The 17,461-nt window shown below is 64.8% G+C and carries 20 protein-coding genes; 14 read left to right on the forward strand and 6 right to left on the reverse strand.

From position 1 onward, the window contains the following. Window positions 1-2: 2 nt before the first annotated feature. Window positions 3-965: a malate dehydrogenase gene (gene mdh / locus E4S58_RS12090; RefSeq protein ID WP_136636645.1), complete on the reverse strand. Its 963-nt coding sequence runs from the start codon at window positions 963-965 to the stop codon at window positions 3-5. Window positions 966-1,199: 234 nt separating this feature from the next. Further along, a complete protein-coding gene (locus tag E4S58_RS12095) occupies window positions 1,200-1,505 on the reverse strand; it encodes a hypothetical protein (protein WP_136636646.1) in 306 nt (101 codons plus the stop codon). A 339-nt stretch (window positions 1,506-1,844) separates the two neighbouring features. Between E4S58_RS12095 and E4S58_RS12100 the strand changes: the two genes are divergently transcribed. The 12 genes from E4S58_RS12100 (at window position 1,845) to E4S58_RS12150 (ending at window position 12,467) form a co-directional block, all read left to right on the forward strand. Then, window positions 1,845-2,699 (forward strand): HpcH/HpaI aldolase/citrate lyase family protein, encoded by an 855-nt coding sequence (locus tag E4S58_RS12100; protein ID WP_136636647.1) that lies wholly within the window; start codon window positions 1,845-1,847, stop codon window positions 2,697-2,699. Between the two features lie 49 nt (window positions 2,700-2,748). Next, window positions 2,749-3,294 (forward strand): NnrU family protein, encoded by a 546-nt coding sequence (locus E4S58_RS12105; protein ID WP_136636648.1) that lies wholly within the window; start codon window positions 2,749-2,751, stop codon window positions 3,292-3,294. 9 nt (window positions 3,295-3,303) lie between these two features. Then, on the forward strand, window positions 3,304-3,507 hold the full coding sequence (locus tag E4S58_RS12110) for a DUF1737 domain-containing protein (RefSeq protein ID WP_136636649.1): 204 nt from the start codon (window positions 3,304-3,306) through the stop codon (window positions 3,505-3,507). Further along, window positions 3,508-4,539, forward strand: coding sequence for a MaoC family dehydratase (locus E4S58_RS12115; RefSeq protein ID WP_136636650.1), 1,032 nt, complete (start codon window positions 3,508-3,510; stop codon window positions 4,537-4,539). Between the two features lie 158 nt (window positions 4,540-4,697). Further along, window positions 4,698-5,369, forward strand: coding sequence for a VPLPA-CTERM sorting domain-containing protein (locus E4S58_RS12120; protein ID WP_136636651.1), 672 nt, complete (start codon window positions 4,698-4,700; stop codon window positions 5,367-5,369). 221 nt (window positions 5,370-5,590) lie between these two features. Further along, window positions 5,591-5,980 carry a succinate dehydrogenase, cytochrome b556 subunit gene (sdhC, locus tag E4S58_RS12125; protein WP_136636652.1) on the forward strand — a complete coding sequence of 130 codons (390 nt, stop codon included), beginning with the start codon at window positions 5,591-5,593 and terminating at the stop codon, window positions 5,978-5,980. Between the two features lie 10 nt (window positions 5,981-5,990). Further along, window positions 5,991-6,362: a succinate dehydrogenase, hydrophobic membrane anchor protein gene (sdhD, locus tag E4S58_RS12130; protein ID WP_136636653.1), complete on the forward strand. Its 372-nt coding sequence runs from the start codon at window positions 5,991-5,993 to the stop codon at window positions 6,360-6,362. A 27-nt stretch (window positions 6,363-6,389) separates the two neighbouring features. Then, on the forward strand, window positions 6,390-8,198 hold the full coding sequence (gene sdhA, locus E4S58_RS12135; RefSeq protein ID WP_136636654.1) for a succinate dehydrogenase flavoprotein subunit: 1,809 nt from the start codon (window positions 6,390-6,392) through the stop codon (window positions 8,196-8,198). Between the two features lie 10 nt (window positions 8,199-8,208). Continuing rightward, on the forward strand, window positions 8,209-8,988 hold the full coding sequence (locus tag E4S58_RS12140; RefSeq protein WP_136636655.1) for a succinate dehydrogenase iron-sulfur subunit: 780 nt from the start codon (window positions 8,209-8,211) through the stop codon (window positions 8,986-8,988). Between the two features lie 127 nt (window positions 8,989-9,115). After that, a complete protein-coding gene (locus tag E4S58_RS12145; RefSeq protein ID WP_136636656.1) occupies window positions 9,116-10,759 on the forward strand; it encodes an FAD-binding dehydrogenase in 1,644 nt (547 codons plus the stop codon). 109 nt (window positions 10,760-10,868) lie between these two features. After that, window positions 10,869-11,021: a hypothetical protein gene (locus E4S58_RS17910; protein ID WP_169052663.1), complete on the forward strand. Its 153-nt coding sequence runs from the start codon at window positions 10,869-10,871 to the stop codon at window positions 11,019-11,021. 147 nt (window positions 11,022-11,168) lie between these two features. Continuing rightward, window positions 11,169-12,467: an alpha/beta hydrolase family protein gene (locus E4S58_RS12150; RefSeq protein ID WP_240789539.1), complete on the forward strand. Its 1,299-nt coding sequence runs from the start codon at window positions 11,169-11,171 to the stop codon at window positions 12,465-12,467. A gap of 71 nt (window positions 12,468-12,538) precedes the next feature. On the opposite strand, the gene yghU is transcribed toward E4S58_RS12150, so the two are convergent. Further along, on the reverse strand, window positions 12,539-13,408 hold the full coding sequence (yghU, locus tag E4S58_RS12155; RefSeq protein ID WP_136636657.1) for a glutathione-dependent disulfide-bond oxidoreductase: 870 nt from the start codon (window positions 13,406-13,408) through the stop codon (window positions 12,539-12,541). 122 nt (window positions 13,409-13,530) lie between these two features. Here yghU and E4S58_RS12160 point away from each other — a divergent pair, with 122 nt between their 5' ends. Together E4S58_RS12160 and creD are read left to right on the forward strand one after the other, a co-directional pair. After that, the gene (locus E4S58_RS12160; protein ID WP_136636658.1) at window positions 13,531-14,385 is read left to right on the forward strand and encodes an urea carboxylase-associated family protein; all 855 of its coding nucleotides are present in this window, start codon (window positions 13,531-13,533) and stop codon (window positions 14,383-14,385) included. A gap of 85 nt (window positions 14,386-14,470) precedes the next feature. Beyond that, window positions 14,471-15,901, forward strand: coding sequence for a cell envelope integrity protein CreD (gene creD, locus E4S58_RS12165; RefSeq protein ID WP_136636659.1), 1,431 nt, complete (start codon window positions 14,471-14,473; stop codon window positions 15,899-15,901). Here creD and deoD read toward each other — a convergent pair whose 3' ends face one another. The 3 genes from deoD to E4S58_RS12180 form a co-directional block, all read right to left on the reverse strand. After that, complete coding sequence (gene deoD, locus E4S58_RS12170) at window positions 15,902-16,606, reverse strand: purine-nucleoside phosphorylase (protein WP_136636660.1); 705 nt, start codon at window positions 16,604-16,606, stop codon at window positions 15,902-15,904. Window positions 16,607-16,695: 89 nt separating this feature from the next. Next, on the reverse strand, window positions 16,696-17,151 hold the full coding sequence (locus E4S58_RS12175) for a GFA family protein (RefSeq protein WP_136636661.1): 456 nt from the start codon (window positions 17,149-17,151) through the stop codon (window positions 16,696-16,698). Beyond that, complete coding sequence (locus E4S58_RS12180) at window positions 17,151-17,429, reverse strand: acylphosphatase (protein ID WP_136636662.1); 279 nt, start codon at window positions 17,427-17,429, stop codon at window positions 17,151-17,153. The genes E4S58_RS12175 and E4S58_RS12180 overlap by 1 nt, the downstream gene beginning before the upstream one ends. Window positions 17,430-17,461: the final 32 nt, after the last annotated feature.

Genomic DNA, 17,461 nt, shown 5'->3' on the forward strand with positions numbered 1-17,461 from the left:
GATCAGGCGAGAGAGCTGTCGATGCCCTTGCAGGCGTCCACGAGGCCTTTCACGGCCGCGACGGACTTGTCGAACATGTCCTGCTCTTCCTTGTTGAGCGTGATGTTGACGATCTTTTCGATGCCGCCGGCGCCGATCACGGTCGGGACGCCCACGTACATGTCCTTCACGCCCAGTTCGCCGTCGCAATAGGCGGCGCAGGGCAGGACGCGCTTCTGATCCTTGAGGTAGGCTTCGGCCATCTCGATCGCAGAGGTCGCGGGGGCGTAGAAGGCGGAGCCGGTTTTCAGCAGGCCAACGATTTCGGCGCCGCCGTCACGGGTGCGCTGGATGATCGCGTCGAGCTTTTCCTGCGTGGTCCAGCCCATCTTGACCAGGTCGGGCAGGGGGATGCCGGCGACGGTCGAATAGCGGGCGGAGGGGACCATGGTGTCGCCGTGGCCGCCGAGGACGAATGCGGTGACGTCCTTCATGGACACGCCGAATTCGGTCGCGAGGAAGTGGCGGAAGCGCGCGCTGTCGAGAACGCCGGCCATGCCGCAGACCTTGTTTGCGGGCAGGCCCGAGAACTGCTGCAGCGCCCAGACCATCGCGTCGAGCGGGTTGGTGATGCAGATGACGAAGGCGTCGGGTGCGTTGGCCTTGATGCCTTCGCCGACGGACTTCATGACCTTGAGGTTGATGCCCAGCAGGTCGTCACGGGACATGCCCGGCTTGCGCGGGACACCGGCGGTCACGATGCAGACGTCGGCGCCGGCGATGTCGGCGTAATCCTGCGTGCCCTTCAGCGTGGCATCGAACCCTTCGGACGGGCCGGATTCCGCGATATCGAGCGCCTTGCCTTCGGGGGTGCCTTCGGCAATGTCGAACAGAACGACGTCGCCCAGTTCTTTGAGTGCTACGAGATGGGCGAGCGTGCCGCCGATCTGACCTGCGCCGATGAGGGCGATCTTGGGTCGTGCCATGGAACTTATCTCCAGTCCGATGAAATCTCGGGCCGATGCCTAGGAGTTTTGGGGCCTCAGCGCAAGGGTGAGGCCGTGACAGGCGGGGGTGCAGGTCTGTGCGGGGCCGGATTCGCCGTTCTTATAGTCTTGAAAATCAGCGGATTACGGCGGTCCACCCGCATCGGTTGTGCGGCTGTTCCGGGTCGTGTCGGGGGCGGCGTGCCCCGGATGGGGCACGATTCTGTGGTCATGTCAGGCGTCCTTGTCATCGGGGGGCAGCGCCTCGGCCAGGGTTTCGAAAGCCTGGCCGCTGGCGACAAGGCAGGTCACGCCGGTGGCCTTGGTGACGGTGATCGTCCAGGTGCCGGTGGCATCCGAGGCGAAGACCTCGACCATCTGGTTGTTGGGGCCGAGGCCGATGGATTGCCGGGTCTCACCGTACGTGGTGGCGAGGCGTTCCAGAACGACATCGCGCGGGGCGCAGGCCCCGGCCATGGCCCCGGTCGGCAGGGAAAGTGCGGCGGCGGTCAGGATCCCGCCAATCGCAAAGCGCGTCATGGTGCAGTCCTTTCTAAGGCCCGCATGGCGGCTTTGCGCCGTGGGGCGGTTCGTCCTCTGCTCCGGGATCGGGCGGTTGGCTCCGGCCTTCAATCTCCGCATGTCTGAAGTGTGCCTGCGGGGTGCGAAGAAGTGGTTAACGCACCGCGCGCCACGGGCGGCTTGGTGTAGCGCGCGGAAAACGCGCCGATTTTCGCGGCTTGCGCCCGGAAGAGGCGAAGAAAGGCGGCAGTTTTTTCTGCGTTGCGGCGCAACGGGTCTTGAATTTTTCGGTCATTTGGTGCGATTGATGCGCAACATTGTTACCCGGCGACCGCCGCCGCGACTCGGAGCTGCCCCATGGATACCGACCTTCGCCCCTACCGTTCCGTCCTCTATATCCCCGGCTCGAAAGAGCGCGCGCTGGACAAGGCGCGCGGGCTGGCCTGCGATGCGATCATCTTCGACCTTGAGGACGCCGTGACCCCGGACGCCAAGTCCGAGGCGCGCGATACCCTGAAGGCCGCGCTGGAGCAGGATGGCTATGGAGAACGGGCAAAGATCATCCGGATCAACGGGTTGGACACCGACTGGGGCGCGGATGACGTGGCCACGCTGAAGGACGCCAAGGCCGACGCCATGCTGCTGCCCAAGGTGAATTCGGTGCGCGACGTCGAGGCGCTTGATGCGCTGATGGGCGAGGCGATGGACATCTGGTGCATGATCGAAACGCCGCTGGGCGTGTTCAATGCGCTTGAGATCGCGGCGCATCCGCGGGTGAAGGGGTTCGTCGCGGGGACGAACGACCTGGCGAAGGAGCTGAACTGCCGGAGCCGGGACGACCGCCTGCCGATGATGTTCGCGCTGCAGCAGATGTTGCTCGCCGCGCGGGCTCATGGGGTGATCTGCGTCGATGGCGTGTATAACCAGTACCTCGATGAAGAGGGGCTGGCGGCCGAATGCGACCAGGGCCGGGATCTGGGCTTTGACGGCAAGACGCTGATCCACCCGGCGCAGGTGGCGGGCGCGAACACGGCCTTCGCGCCGTCCGAGGCCGAGGTCGACCTGGCCAAGCGGCAGATCGAGGCGCACGAGGAGATCGAGCGCACGGGGCAGGGGGTTGCGGTGGTCGACGGCAAGATCGTCGAGAACCTGCATGTCGAGACCGCGAAGAAGACGCTTGCCAAGGCCGAGGCCATTGCGCGCATGGCGTGACGGGTGCAATGTGAAGTCGATTCACATCTAGCCAGCGGGGCAGCTTGCCATGATCCTTCTTATCCTCGGCGTTCTTCTGTGGGCGGGGGCCCATTTCTTCAAACGGCTCGCGCCCGCGCGGCGCGCGGCCATGGGCGACCGGGGCAAGGGCCTGGTCGCGCTGGCGCTGGCGGTATCGATCCTGCTGATGATCTTCGGCTATCGTGCCGCTGATGGCGCGTTCTTCTGGGGGCGGCATCCGGCGACCGTGGGGATCAACAACCTGCTGATGATCGCGGCGCTTTACTTCACCTCGCCGGGGCCGAAGAAGGGCGCGCTGTTTTACCGGATGCGGCATCCCATGCTGACCGGGTTCCTGCTGTGGACCATCGCGCACCTGCTGGTGAACGGAGACGTGCCGTCGTTCGTTCTGTTCGGGGGGCTTGGCGCCTGGGCGATTGCCGAGATGGTGGTGATCAACCGGGCCGAGCCGGGCTGGACCCCGCCGGAAAAAGGCTCCATTGCCAAGGATGCGATGTTCCTGGTGGCCTCGGTCATCCTGCTTGCCGTGATCGGCTTCGTGCATACCTGGCTTGGCTACCCGACCTTTGGATGAGGACCTGACATGAAAGCCTATCGTTTTCTGACCGCCGACGACACCTCGGCCTTCTGTCACAAGGTGACGGCGGCGCTGGCCAAGGGGTGGGAGCTTTATGGCGATCCGACCTATGCCCACGACGCGACCACCGGCGTGATGCGCTGCGGCCAGGCCGTGACCAAGGAGGTCGCGGGTGACTATGACCCCGACATGAAGCTGGGAGAGCTGTGAATGACCAAGACCAACGCGGGCCGTTTCTTCGAGGATTACAGCATCGGTCAGGTGATCGACCACGCCGTGCCGCGCACCGTGTCGGGGGGCGAGCGGGCGCTGTACCATGCGCTTTATCCGATGCGGCATGCGCTGTATTCCTCGGATGAATTTGCGCGGTCCTGCGGGTTGCGGGAAGCGCCGATCGACGATCTGGCGGCCTTCCACGTGGTTTTCGGCAAGACGGTGCCGGACGTGTCGCTGAACGCGGTCGCAAACCTGGGCTATGCCGAGGGGCGCTGGCTGAAACCGGTCCATGCGGGCGACACGCTGCGGTCATCGTCCGAGGTGATCGGGCTGAAGCAGAATTCCAACGGCAAGACCGGGGTGGTCTACGTGCGGACGCGCGGGATCAACCAGCGCGACGAGGTCGTGATGGAATATGTGCGTTGGGTGATGGTGCGGAAGAACGACCTTGATGCGCCCGCGCCCGAGACGGTCGTTCCGGAGCTGGCCAAGGTCATCGATCCGGCCGATCTGGTGATCCCCGAGGGGCTGGACTTTACCAACTACGATTTCACCCTCGCCGGAGAGCCGCATCGGTTCGGCGATTACGAGGTGGGCGAGGTGATCGGCCATGTCGACGGCGTGACCATCGAGGAAGCCGAGCACATGCTGGCGACGCGGCTGTGGCAGAACACGGCGAAGGTGCATTTCGACGCGACCTTCCGGCCCGACGGGCAGCGGCTGATCTATGGCGGGCACGTGATTTCCATGGCGCGGGCACTGTCGTTCAACGGGCTGGCCAATGCGCAGATGATCGTCGGTCTGAACGGCGGGGCGCATGCGAACCCGTGCTTCAGCGGCAAGACGATCAAGGCCTGGTCCGAGGTGCTGGACCGCGCCGAGACCTCGGCGCCGGGCGTCGGCGCGATCCGGCTGCGGCTGGTGGCCGTCGACGATGCCTCGGTCGGAGAGCTGAAGGGCGAGGACGGAAAGTACCTGCCGCAGGTGCTTCTGGACCTTGATTACTGGGCGCTGATGCCGGTCTGAGCGGCATAGATCGAACGATCAGGTCTTGGGACAGATATGTCGCTGCGGAGGGATTCCGTGGCGACATCTTGTGTTTGGGTTGCGTTTTGGGCTGATCGAATGTTTAGGTATCGTCATTGATTGACGGAACTTCGACCGACTCGAATTGGGGAAAACCAGTGAAACTTATTGCCGCTTCCGCTCTTGCCCTTTCGATGACCTCCATGGCGGCTTCGGCTGCGGTCGTTGTGTACAGCGACCAGTCCAAGTTTGATCTGGCGGTTGCTGGCGGAACGCCTCTCAGGTCGTTCGACTTCTCCGGGGTTACCGCAACGTATTCGCTCAGCCGCGCGGGCGTAGAGATTACGTCTTTCGGCAACACGATGGAAACCAGATCCAACTCTTTCGGGACTTTCCTGTATTCGATCGTGGATGACCCCTACGTTGTGGGGCAAAACAAATACCAGGTTTGGTCATTCGCCGACGACACTTATGCGATCGGGTTCGATTTTCGCGGTGCAGGGGCAGAGAACCTGACACACGAATCCGTCCGTATCACGATTGGTTTTGGCGGTCAGAATGCAGTCGCCGAACTGGCGTTCGTCGGCGGTGAGCATGCGCGGTCTGGATTTGCCGGTTTCGTGTCGTCGACTCCGTTCACAAAGATCATGTTTGACGGCGATGGTGGTACCGGTGAGGATGACTATTATATCGGGAACGTCGAAACGCATGGCGATCTAGGGCAGCCAGACCCGACGCCGGGAGCCCAGGTCCCCCTTCCCGCCGGCCTGCCGCTTCTGGCCGGGGGTCTACTGGCCTTCGGTCTGCTGGGGCGTCGCCGCAAGGGCTGATCCCGACCTGTCACGTCGACGCAGCGCGTCGCCCCCGGGCGACGCGAGTCGCGGTCGTGGATCAGGGTTGCCAAATGCTTATCCTGTGATCACACGGCACATTCATGTGATCACAAGTGGGAAAACCTGCAGGGCGTTAGCGGGAAACTTGCCAGTCGGCTAATGACAATCCCGAAAAAAAGTCTAAGACGAGGCCAACGGAACCCAGATAAGGCACCGCCATGGCTGATGTGAACCGGGGCAACCGCCCGCTATCCCCTTTCATGATTGGACCGTACTATCGGCCCCAGATGACCTCCATGTCGTCGATCCTTGTTCGGATCACCGGCATCGCCTCTTTCGGGATGGTGTTCCTGGTCGTCTGCTGGCTGCTGGCTGCGGCGTCATCGGAAACCGCTTATGACTGGGTGAACTGGCTGCTGACCAGCTTTGTCGGCGACCTGATCTTCCTGCTGGGCACCTGGGGCATCTGGTATCACGTGCTGGGCCGCCTGCGGCATGTCGTCTGGGACTTCGGCTACTTCCTGGATGTCGAGACGTCCGAGAAGATGGGCTGGGGCATGTTCATCGGCGCCACCGTCCTGACGCTCATCACGATCATCGCGGTATAAGGAGGCGACCATGAGCTATCTTACCGACCGCAAGCGCGCCGTAGGCAACGGGGCCGGCAGCGAAGGCACCCACCACCACTGGAAGATGATGGTCAGCTCGATCTGCCTTGTCGTCCTGGTTCCCTTCTTCGTCTTCACCTTCGGCGCCGGTCTGGGCGGCACCTACGAAGACGTGCAGGCCTATTTCTCAAGCCCCTTCGTCGCGCTGGTGATGGCGCTTGGCCTGATCGTCGGGCTTCGCCACTTCAAGATGGAAATCGACGAGGCGGTCGAGGACTACGTCCACGGACTGGCCCAGAAACTGACCCTGATCGCGGTCAACGCAGCGACCTACGTGCTGATGGCGGTTGGTCTCTTCGCTCTCTTGAAACTCGCCCTCTAAGCCTGTGCGCGAGAAGGAATACGATAGATGACAGCAGCTTACGAATACGAGACGCATGATTATGACGTCGTGGTCGTCGGTGCCGGCGGCGCCGGTCTGCGCGCGACGCTTGGCATGGCAGAACAGGGCCTGCGCACGGCCTGCGTGACCAAGGTCTTCCCGACCCGGTCGCACACCGTGGCGGCACAGGGCGGCATCGCGGCGTCCCTGTCCAACATGGGCCCGGACAACTGGCAGTGGCACATGTACGACACCGTGAAGGGGTCGGACTGGCTGGGCGATACGGATGCGATGGAATACCTCGCCAAATCCGCGCCGGCCGCTGTTTACGAACTTGAGCATTACGGCGTGCCGTTCTCGCGCACCGAAGAGGGCAAGATCTATCAGCGGCCCTTCGGCGGTCACACCACCGAATTCGGCGAAGGCCCCGCCGTGCAGCGGACCTGTGCCGCCGCCGACCGGACCGGCCACGCGATCCTGCACACGCTGTATGGTCAGTCGCTGAAGAACAACGCCGAGTTCTACATCGAATATTTCGCCATCGACCTGATCATGTCGGACGACGGCGTCTGCACCGGTGTCGTCTGCTGGAAGCTGGACGATGGCACGATGCATGTGTTCAACGCCAAGATGGTCGTGCTGGCCACCGGTGGTTATGGCCGTGCCTATTTCTCGGCCACTTCGGCGCACACCTGCACCGGTGACGGTGGCGGCATGGTGGCCCGTGCGGGTCTGCCGCTGCAGGACATGGAGTTCGTGCAGTTCCACCCGACCGGCATCTACGGCTCGGGCTGCCTGATCACCGAAGGCGCACGGGGCGAGGGCGGCTACCTGACCAACTCCGAAGGCGAGCGGTTCATGGAGCGCTATGCGCCCCAATACAAGGACCTTGCGCCGCGTGACTACGTTTCGCGGTCGATGACGATGGAGATCCGCGAGGGCCGTGGCGTGGGCGAGCATGGCGACCACATCCACCTGAACCTCAGCCACCTGCCGGCCGAGGCGTTGGCGGAACGGCTTCCGGGGATCTCGGAATCGGCCAAGATTTTCGCCGGCGTCGACGTCACGAAAGAGCCGATCCCGGTTCTGCCGACCGTGCATTACAACATGGGCGGTATCCCGACGAACTATTGGGGCGAAGTGCTGAACCCGACCGCCGACAACCCGAACCAGGTGGTTCCGGGCCTGATGGCCGTGGGCGAGGCAGGCTGTGCCTCGGTGCATGGTGCGAACCGCCTTGGGTCGAATTCGCTGATCGACCTCGTGGTCTTCGGCCGGGCCGCGGCCATTCGCGCCGGCGCCGTGGTGGACCGCGAGGCGGCGATCCCGTCGACCAACGTGGCGCAGGTCGACAAGGCCTTCACCCGGTTCGACTACTATCGCAACGCCAACGGCTCCATCCCGACGGCCGACCTGCGGCTTGAGATGCAGCGCACCATGCAGTCCGACGCGGCTGTCTTCCGGGCGTCCGAGACGCTGAAGGAAGGCGTCGACAAGATGACCGAGATCGCGGCGAAACTGCCCGACGTGAAGGTCACCGACCGGTCGCTGATCTGGAACAGCGACCTGATGGAGACGCTGGAACTGACCAACCTCATGCCGAACGCCCTGGCGACCATCGTCGGTGCCGAGGCGCGCCACGAAAGCCGTGGCGCCCACGCGCACGAGGATTACGCCGAACGCGACGACGAGAACTGGCGTGTCCACACGATTTCGCGTGTCGAGGACAACAAGGTCGACCTGTCCTATCGCCCGGTCATCAAGGATCCGCTGACCGCCGAGGCGGACGGTGGCATCGCGCTCAAGAAGATCGCGCCCAAGGCGCGGACGTTCTGAGGAGGACGACATGGTACAATTCACTCTTCCCAAGAATTCCCGCATCACCGCCGGCAAGACCTGGCCCAAGCCCGACGGCGCGACCAATATCCGCAAGTTCCAGATCTATCGCTGGAACCCGGACAATGGCGAAACGCCCCGGGTCGACACCTATTTCCTTGATATGGACAAGTGCGGCCCGATGGTTCTGGACGCGCTGATCAAGATCAAGAACGAAATCGACCCCACGCTGACCTTCCGCCGGTCCTGCCGCGAAGGCATCTGCGGGTCCTGCGCGATGAACATCGACGGGATCAACACGCTGGCTTGCATCTATGGCCTCGACGAGGTGAAGGGCGACGTGAAGATCTATCCGCTGCCGCACATGCCGGTGGTGAAGGACCTGATCCCCGACCTGACGCATTTCTACGCGCAGCACGCGTCGATCATGCCCTGGCTTGAGACGAAGACGAACAAGCCCGCGAAGGAATGGCGGCAGTCCATCGAAGACCGCAAGAAGCTGGACGGTCTGTATGAATGCGTGATGTGCGCATCCTGTTCGACCTCGTGTCCCAGCTACTGGTGGAACGGCGATCGGTACCTTGGCCCGGCCGCGCTGCTGCATGCCTACCGTTGGATCATCGACAGCCGCGACGAGGCGACCGGCGAGCGTCTGGACGAGCTGGAGGATCCCTTCAAGCTGTACCGCTGCCACACGATCATGAACTGCGCGAAGACCTGCCCCAAGGGCCTGAACCCGGCGAAGGCGATTGCGCATATCAAGCAGATGATGGTCGAACGGACCGTCTGATCCGGTTTGATCCCGTTCCGAGATTGATGAAACGGCCCCCTCGCGGGGCCGTTTTTCTATTTGCGCTCGGCTTTCATTTGGCGACGGCGGCGCGGGCGGTCTAGGCTGGCCGACAGGGAGAGGTTTCATGGCACTGGAAAAAGCGGATGTGATCGTCGTCGGCGGCGGTCTTGCGGGGTTGGTTGCGGCGACCGAGGCGGCAGGGCGCGGGCGCAAGGTCCTGCTGCTGGATCAGGAGGGTCCGCAATCGCTTGGAGGACAGGCCTTCTGGTCGCTTGGCGGGCTGTTCATGGTCGATACGCCAGAACAGCGTCGGATGAAGATCCGTGACAGTCGCGATCTGGCGGCGCAGGACTGGATGGGGTCGGCCGGGTTCGACCGCGCCGAGGATGCGAACCCGCGCGCCGTGGCCGAGGCCTATCTGGACTTCGCGTCGGGCGAGATGCGGGGCTGGCTGGCGGGCATGGGGATGCGCTGGTTTCCGGTGGTCGGCTGGGCCGAACGGGGCGGTGGCCGGGCGGACGGGCACGGCAATTCGGTGCCGCGCTTTCACCTGACATGGGGTACGGGGCCGGGGGTGATCGCGCCCTTCGTCGCGCGGGCCCGGGCGCTGGAGGCCGAGGGGCGGCTGACCTTCGGGTTCCGTCACCGGGTCACGGCGCTGGATCTGGCAGCCCGCCGCGTGTCGGGCGAGGTGCTGGTGCCGACGGATGCGCCGCGCGGGGTCAGCACATCGCGTGAGGTCGCGGGGACGTTCGAGGCCCAAGGCGAGGCGCTGATCCTGACCTCGGGCGGGATCGGCGGGGATCACGACAAGGTGCGACGATATTGGCCGCAGGACCGGCTGGGCGCTCCGCCCGCGCGCATGGTGTCGGGCGTGCCGGATTACGTCGACGGGCAGTTGCAGGGCATTGCCGAGGCCGCCGGGGCGGGTCTGATCAACGGCGACCGGATGTGGCATTACTGCGAGGGGATCGAGAACTGGGATCCGATCTGGCCGAACCACGGCATCCGCATCCTGCCCGGGCCGTCCTCGCTCTGGTTCGACGCGCATGGCCAGCGGATGGAGGCCCCCTGCCTGCCCGGGTTCGACACGCTGGCCACCCTGAGACGGATCCTGTCGACGGGGCAGGATCACAGCTGGTTCGTGCTGACGCAGGCGATCATCAAGAAGGAATTCGCGCTGTCGGGGTCGGAGCAGAACCCGGACTTCACCTCTGGCAAGTGGGCTGAGGTCATCCGCCAGCGGGTGCTGAACAAGGCGGCGACCGGGCCGGTCGAGGCCTTCAAGGAGAAGGGGGCGGATTTCGTCGTGGCCGACACGCTCGACGCGCTGGTCGTGGGGATGAACCGGCTGGAGCCTGACTGCCCGTTGGACGCCGCCCGGCTGCGCCGCCAGATCGAGGCGCGGGACCGCGAGATGGCGAACCCGTTTTCCAAGGACGCCCAGGTGACGGCGATCCACGGGGCGCGACGGTATCTGGGGGACAAGCTGGTCCGGACCGCGAAACCGCACCGCATCCTCGACCCGGACAAGGGGCCATTGATTGCCGTGCGGCTGAACATCCTGACGCGCAAATCCTTGGGTGGGCTGCACACGGACGTCCGGGCGCGGGTGCTGGACGGGGCAGGGCAGGTGATCGACGGCGTCTATGCCGCCGGGGAAGTCGCGGGGTTCGGTGGCGGCGGATACCATGGCTACAACGCGCTTGAGGGGACATTCCTGGGCGGCTGCATCTTTTCCGGTCGGACGGCCGGGCGCGAGGCCTGAGCCTTGCGGATGCTGCAATGCGGCAATGCGCATTAGGGGGCTGATTTTCCACACCAAGATGCGCATTTACTGCGGCAGGGAGGGGCCTTTGACCAGCATGAGGCACCTTATGGAAAAGATCGCCAAACCCACCCAAGAAGAGCTGCGCAAGGCGCAGGCTGCTCTGGACGCGCTGAACGCCGCCTACGAATATTTCACGCCGCAGACCACGGCTGCGGACGCGACCGCGCCGGAGTATTTCGAATACGTGAAAGCCGCATAAGGTCCATTCCCTTCCGGACCTGCGCAGCCCCGTCACACGTCGTGTGGCGGGGCTTTTGCGTCGGACTGCAGGGTCGGTCTTGCCAAGATTTCGGTTGCGCCAGGGCCAGGAGGCCGTGATCCTGCAGGCAATCCAGGGAGGATACCAATGAACAGATTGCTACGCGCGGCTGCGGCTGCATCCCTTGTCGCGAGCCCGCTGATGGCCGAGAACCGCATCGACATGCAGCGCCCCGACGCGCCGGAACTGGCGGCGCCGGGCGATCACGTGATCGGCGTGCGCACCATGACCTTCACCGATCCGGGCCGGGTGGACGTGGTGAACGCCACGGCCGAGGGCGACCTGCCCACCTATGACCGCGCAATCACGGTCGAGGTCTGGTACCCGGCGGCCGAAGGCACGACCCCCGGCGGCACCTACCAGACCGTGCTGCGGGACGGCGAAACCGAAACGACGCTGACCGGGCAGGCCGCCCGCGATGCCGCCCCGGCCGAGGGGAGCTTTCCGCTGATCCTGATCTCGCACGGGTATCCGGGCAACCGGATGCTGATGTCCCATCTGGGCGAAAACCTTGCGACGAAGGGCTATGTCGTGGTGTCCGCCGATCACCGGGACAGCACCTATTCGGATCAGAACAAGTTCACCTCGACCCTGGTGAACCGTCCGATCGACCAGCGGTTCGTGATCGACAGCATGACCGCGCTGGACGACGAGGTCGGGCAGATCGTCGATGACGCGAACATCGGGGTCGTCGGCTATTCGATGGGTGGCTACGGAGCGCTGATTTTCGGGGGCGGCGGGCTGTCGCAACTGGCGGTGACGCGGACCGAACCGGCCTTTGCCGTGGCGCCGCAGAACCTGCTGGCGCAGAACGCCACCGGCAGCGCCGAGTTGGACGCGCTGGTCGATGACCGGGTGAAGGCCATCGTGGCCATCGGGCCCTGGGGCCGCAACTATGGCTTCTTCGACGCCGAGAGCCTGAAGGGGCTGGAAAAGCCGCTGATGCTGGTCGCGGGCAGCCAGGATGACGTGTCGCAATATCCCGCGATCCGCCAGATCTTCGAAGAAACCACCGGCGTCGACCGCTATCTGCTGACTTTCATGTCGGCCAACCACAACGCCGCAGCCCCGATGCCCGCGCCTGCCGAAAGCTATGCGGTATCGGAAAAGCTGGGCTATGCGCCCTTCGATCACTATGCCGACGCGGTCTGGGATACGGTGCGGATGAACAACATCCTGCAGCACTTCGTCACCGCCTTCATGGATGCCAACGTGAAGGGCGATGCCGACAAGGCCGCCTATTACGACGGGCTGGTCGAGACGGCGGAAGAAGGCGTGGCCTCGCGCGATGATGCGGGGGCGGAAAAGCCGGATCACAGCTATTGGAAGGGCTTTGCGGATCGCACCGCCAAGGGCCTGAAGATGGAGAAGATGTCGGCCGAGTGACCTGACAGCCGGATGCAAAGAGGGGTGGCCGATGATCCGGCCACCCCTTTGCGTTTCGGTCAGGCCGGGGATCAGCCCTCCAGCTTGTCCTGCGTCTTCGTCTCGAAATCCGAGGCATCGTGGCGTTCGCGCAGCTGCTTGGCCGGATCGCCGAACGCCGCATTGACCATGCGGCCACGCTGGACGGCAGGGCGGGCAAAGATGGTCTCGGCCCACCTGACGACGTTGGTGTATTCATGCGCGGCCAGGAAGGTCTTGGCCTCTTCATAGGCGCCTTCGGTGACCATGCGGCCGTACCAGGGGACGGTGGCCATGTCGGCGATCGAATACTCGGACCCGGCCAGGAATTCGTTGTCGGCCAGCTGCTTGTCCAGGACGTCCAGCTGCCGTTTCACTTCCATCGCAAAGCGGTTGATCGGGTATTCCATCTTGGTCGGCGCATAGGCGTAGAAATGTCCGAAGCCGCCGCCCAGGTAGGGGGCAGACCCCTGAAGCCAGAACAGCCAGTTCATCGCCTCGGTCCGTTCGGCGTGGCCCTTCGGCAGGAAGGCGTCGAACTTTTCTGCCAGGTAGAACAGGATGTTGCCGGATTCAAACACGCGCTGCGGTTTGTCGCCCGAATGATCGACCATCGCCGGGATCTTGGAGTTCGGGTTGGCCTCGACAAAGCCCGAGCCGAACTGGTCGCCGTCGCCGATGTTGATCAGCCAGGCGTCGTATTCGGCATCCCCGTGACCGGCGGCCAGCAGTTCCTCGAACATGATGGTGACCTTCTGGCCGTTCGGGGTGGCCAGCGAATACAGCTGGTGCGGATGCTTGCCGACCGGCAGGTCCTTGTCGTGGGTCGCGCCCGAGATGGGGCGGTTGATGCTGGCGAAACGACCGCCACTTTCCTGGTCCCAGGTCCAGACCTCGGGCGGGGTGTAGCTCTCATCGCTCATGCGGCGTCTCCTTGTTGGGTTCTTGCCTAACATTGGCCTGCGCCGTCATGGTTGCAACGGGGTGAATGCACAATGGGGTAAACAGGATTGCACAGATGCAGAGCCGGGGGCAGGTTGGACGGATGACGACGTCCCACACCACCCCCGCCGATGCCGAGGCGCGCCGCGCCGTGGCGCCCGTGATCTGCTATCCCGTCTCGACCCTGCCAGCGCCGGACCTGGATCTTTATGCCCGCGCGCGCGATGGCGCCGTCAAGGTCGGGGAATGGATCGCCGCCCCGCGCGAGGCCGCGCATTTCCGTGTCGCGGCAGGGCAGTTCTTTCGCATCACCAGCATCGAGGGGCCGCAGGTTGGCGATCTGAACCTGTGGAACGCGGCCGACCCGTCCGAGAGGTTCTATTCCGGCAAGACCCGCGCCCTGCACGGATCGCACCTGAGCACGGGCGACAGGATGTGGAGCAGTTTTCCCCACCTGCGCCCCATGGCGACGATCACGGCGGACACGCTGGATTGGTACGGTGTCGATGAGTTCGGCGGGCGGGTGCATGACGTGATCGGCACGCGCTGCGATCCGCACACGCACCACCTGCTGAGCGGCGAGGATTATCACCACTGCTGCCATTCGAACCTGACGCGCGCCTATGCCGATGCCACCGGCCTGCCGGTGCGCGACGCCGCGCGCGAGGTGCATGATGTGCTGAACGTCTTCATGTGCACCGGGTTCACCCGCGACACCGGGCAGTATTTCATGAAGGCCAGCCCCGTGCGGCCCGGTGATTACCTTGAGTTCTTCGCCGAAATCGATCTGCTTGGCGTGCTGTCGGCCTGTCCGGGCGGTGATTGCGGGTCGGAACATTCGTCCGACACCGCGCCCTGCCATCCGCTGCTGATCGAGGCTTTCGCCCCGGCGGCGGGCGCGCTGGACGGCTGGGTCAGCCCGCCGCGCAACGGATATTCGGGCACACACGGTCGGTGACAAACCTCGTCATGCTGTGATCGCTTGGTGACGCGCCCGGGGGACGGGGCTAGGCTGGCCCTCGCGTCAGTCGGAGGGCAGCATCATGCGTCGCGGGTTCGGGGCCAGGTTTCTGATTGTCGGGGTGCTCATCCTGCTGATGTTCATCCCGTTGTTCTTCGTGGCCGAGGTGGTGGGCGACCGCAAACGGCTGTCGCGCGACGTGATCGACGAAATCGGCCGCACCTGGGGCGGTGAGCAGTCGATCGGCGGCCCGCGCCTGATGATCCCGGTGACCGAAGAGGTCATGCGCGACATCACCCGGACCGTGACCGATCTGGCGACGGGACGTGTCATCATCGACCCGACGACCGGTGAGCCGCGCCAGGAAACGGTGCGCCGCCGGGTGACAGAAGGCCGTGCGCCGATCTACGTCTATCCCGTGACCTTCGACGTCACCGTCAGCAGCGAGACCGAGGTGCGCCAGCGCGGCATCTTCTCGGCCCCTGTCTATCGCGCACGGGTCGAGGTGGATTTCGACTTTCCCGCCGCGGCCCTGGCCGAGGTAGACCTGGGCGCGGCCGTCATCCACTGGGATCAGGCCGAGATGGCGGTCTTCGTCAGCAACAGCAACGGTCTGCGCCGCGAAGCCGAACTGACCGGGCCGAACGGGGTCATCGCGATGGAGCCCTCGGGCGATGGCGCGCGGCCCGGCATCGTGGCGCAGATCGGCGATCCGCGTGCGGGCGGGTCCTATCGGCTGGTGCTGGGCCTGAACGGTGCGGGATCGCTGCAGGTCGCGCCGGTCGGGCGGACCAGCCATGTGGTGATGACCTCGGACTGGCCGCATCCCAGCTTTACCGGCACCTTCCTGCCCGACACGCGCGAGGTGACCGAGACCGGGTTCCGCGCCGAATGGACCGTGCCGCACCTGGCGCGGTCGTTGCAGCAGATCAGCCGCGATGACCTTGCCCCGCGCGAGCTGGGCGCCATGGCCTTCGGCGTCACCCTGTTTGAGCCGAACGACTTCTACCAGAAGGCCTATCGCGCGGCGCGCTACGGGATCCTCTATATCGCGCTGACCTTCCTGACCGTCCTGCTGGTCGACCGCAATCGCGCGACGCCGGTTCATCCGGTCCAGTACTTCCTGATCGGGCTGGCGCAGGCGACCTTCGTGCTGCTGATGGTGTCGTATGCCGAACAGATCGGCTTTGCGCTGGCCTACCTGGTGTCGGCGGGCGCGGTGACCGCGCTGCTGACGCTGTTCGGCTGGATCGGCCTGCAACTGGGACGGCGCAGTCTCGTGGTGGGCGCGATGCTGGTGCTGGTCTACGCGGTGCTCTACCTGATCCTGCAAAGCGAGGATTACGCGCTGCTGGCCGGATCGACCCTGGCCTTTGTGGCCATCGCCGCGACGATGTTCGCCACCCGGAACGAGGACTGGTACGGGCCCGAGGGGCGCGGCCTTTTCGGTGCCCGCGACAAGCCGAAACCGGTGCCGCCTGCGCCGGACCAACCCGGCGCAGGCGGCGCGTGATCAGCCGAAGGCGGCCTCGAGCGCGATTTCGACCATGTCGCCGAAGCTCTGTTCACGCTCTTCCGAGGGCAGGGCCTCCTTGGTCTTGAGGTGATCGGACACCGTCAGCACCGCCAGCGCGCGACAGCCGTGGCGGGCAGCGACGGTATAGAGCTCGGCCGCCTCCATCTCGACCGCCAGGACGCCGTGGCGCTCCATCATCTCATCGAGATCAGGGCGTTCGGCATAGAAGACATCGGCGGAATAGATATTGCCGGTGTGGGTGGTGACACCCTTTTCCTCGGCCGCGCGATAGGCCTTCATCAGCAGGCGGAAATCGGCGGTCGGGGCATAGTTGACCTCTTTGAAGAAGCCAAGCGACGGGGTCGAGATCGACGAGGCCGACATCGCCAGGATGACATCGCGGATGCCCACGTGATCCTGCATCGCGCCGCAGGATCCGATGCGGATCAGGGTCTTGGCGCCGTAATCGCGGATCAGTTCGTTGGCGTAGATCGACAGCGACGGCATGCCCATGCCAGAGCCCTGGATGGTGACGCGGTGGCCCTTCCAGGTGCCGGTGAAGCCCAGCATACCGCGTACTTCGTTGACCAGCTTCACGTCGTCCAGAAAGGTCTCGGCCGCCCATTTCGCGCGGTAGGGGTCGCCGGGCATGAGCACGGTCTTGGCAATTTCGCCGGGTTTGGCGCCGATATGGATGGTCATGGCAAAGCTCCTGTCCGATGTGCGCCGACGATGCCGCGCGGCGACAGGATTGTCCACGGATGCCGTGACGGGCGTTTGGCGCCGCAGGCTCAGGCCTGCGCGGCGGCGAATTCGCTCATCAGGGGGCCAAAGTCCTCCATCGCCGGGAAGGCGGGGAAGGAATGGGCCACGGGCAGGGAGACCCAGGGCAGCTTGGCCTCGGTCATCGTCTCGATGAACGGCGTGAACCAGGCGTGGTCCTCCAGCATGGTGGGGCGCAGGTTGACGAATTCGACGCCCGCGGGCCGGGTGAACATCCAGGTCATGCAGTCCGGGCAGAACATGTGTTCAAGCCCTTCGGATTTCGCACCCCCCACGACCGGTTCTCCCTTGGTCACCGCGAAGCCGGCGGTCGGGATCATGGCGGTCAGGGAAAAGGCCGATCCGCTCATCCGCTGGCAGCCGGTGCAATGGCAGGCGGCGGTCATGATGGGGGCGGCGGTGACTTCTATCGTGGTGGCGCCGCAACGGCACTGGCCGCGCAGGGGCAGGGTGGGGGTGGGCATCAGCCTCTCCTGATCTCGAATGTGGCAAGGTCGGGGGCGGACGCATCTGTCACGCGGACGTCGCGGACGGCCGCCGCGCCGGGGCCGGAGTGACACTCGGTGATCAGCGCCTCGACCCGGTCCTTCGGGCCGTGCACGACCGCCGTGACCGATCCGTCGCTTTCATTCTGCACAAAGCCCGTCAGGCCAAGCGCCTCGGCCCGTGACCGGGTCCAGGCGCGATAGGCCACGCCCTGGACGCGGCCGGTGATGCGCAGCTCTCGGGTGATGTCGGACATGGCGCCTCCTGACCCCGTACCTAGCACGGACC

The sequence above is a fragment of the Pseudooceanicola onchidii genome (assembly GCF_004959925.1).
In the GTDB taxonomy this organism is placed as follows: domain Bacteria; phylum Pseudomonadota; class Alphaproteobacteria; order Rhodobacterales; family Rhodobacteraceae; genus Pseudooceanicola; species Pseudooceanicola onchidii.

Coding starts and splice junctions, on each gene's coding strand:
- mdh (WP_136636645.1), bottom strand. CDS start 965: ATGGCACGACCCAAGATCGCCCTCATCGGCGCAGGTCAGATCGGCGGC.
- E4S58_RS12110 (WP_136636649.1), top strand. CDS start 3,304: ATGAAAGCCTATCGTTTTCTGACCGCCGACGACACCTCGGCCTTCTGT.
- creD (WP_136636659.1), top strand. CDS start 14,471: ATGCGTCGCGGGTTCGGGGCCAGGTTTCTGATTGTCGGGGTGCTCATC.
- yghU (WP_136636657.1), bottom strand. CDS start 13,408: ATGAGCGATGAGAGCTACACCCCGCCCGAGGTCTGGACCTGGGACCAG.
- sdhD (WP_136636653.1), top strand. CDS start 5,991: ATGAGCTATCTTACCGACCGCAAGCGCGCCGTAGGCAACGGGGCCGGC.
- E4S58_RS12160 (WP_136636658.1), top strand. CDS start 13,531: ATGACGACGTCCCACACCACCCCCGCCGATGCCGAGGCGCGCCGCGCC.
- E4S58_RS12100 (WP_136636647.1), top strand. CDS start 1,845: ATGGATACCGACCTTCGCCCCTACCGTTCCGTCCTCTATATCCCCGGC.
- E4S58_RS12115 (WP_136636650.1), top strand. CDS start 3,508: ATGACCAAGACCAACGCGGGCCGTTTCTTCGAGGATTACAGCATCGGT.
- sdhC (WP_136636652.1), top strand. CDS start 5,591: ATGGCTGATGTGAACCGGGGCAACCGCCCGCTATCCCCTTTCATGATT.
- E4S58_RS12145 (WP_136636656.1), top strand. CDS start 9,116: ATGGCACTGGAAAAAGCGGATGTGATCGTCGTCGGCGGCGGTCTTGCG.
- E4S58_RS12180 (WP_136636662.1), bottom strand. CDS start 17,429: ATGTCCGACATCACCCGAGAGCTGCGCATCACCGGCCGCGTCCAGGGC.
- deoD (WP_136636660.1), bottom strand. CDS start 16,606: ATGACCATCCATATCGGCGCCAAACCCGGCGAAATTGCCAAGACCGTG.
- E4S58_RS12140 (WP_136636655.1), top strand. CDS start 8,209: ATGGTACAATTCACTCTTCCCAAGAATTCCCGCATCACCGCCGGCAAG.
- sdhA (WP_136636654.1), top strand. CDS start 6,390: ATGACAGCAGCTTACGAATACGAGACGCATGATTATGACGTCGTGGTC.
- E4S58_RS12095 (WP_136636646.1), bottom strand. CDS start 1,505: ATGACGCGCTTTGCGATTGGCGGGATCCTGACCGCCGCCGCACTTTCC.
- E4S58_RS12175 (WP_136636661.1), bottom strand. CDS start 17,151: ATGCCCACCCCCACCCTGCCCCTGCGCGGCCAGTGCCGTTGCGGCGCC.
- E4S58_RS12105 (WP_136636648.1), top strand. CDS start 2,749: ATGATCCTTCTTATCCTCGGCGTTCTTCTGTGGGCGGGGGCCCATTTC.
- E4S58_RS12150 (WP_240789539.1), top strand. CDS start 11,169: ATGAACAGATTGCTACGCGCGGCTGCGGCTGCATCCCTTGTCGCGAGC.
- E4S58_RS17910 (WP_169052663.1), top strand. CDS start 10,869: ATGGAAAAGATCGCCAAACCCACCCAAGAAGAGCTGCGCAAGGCGCAG.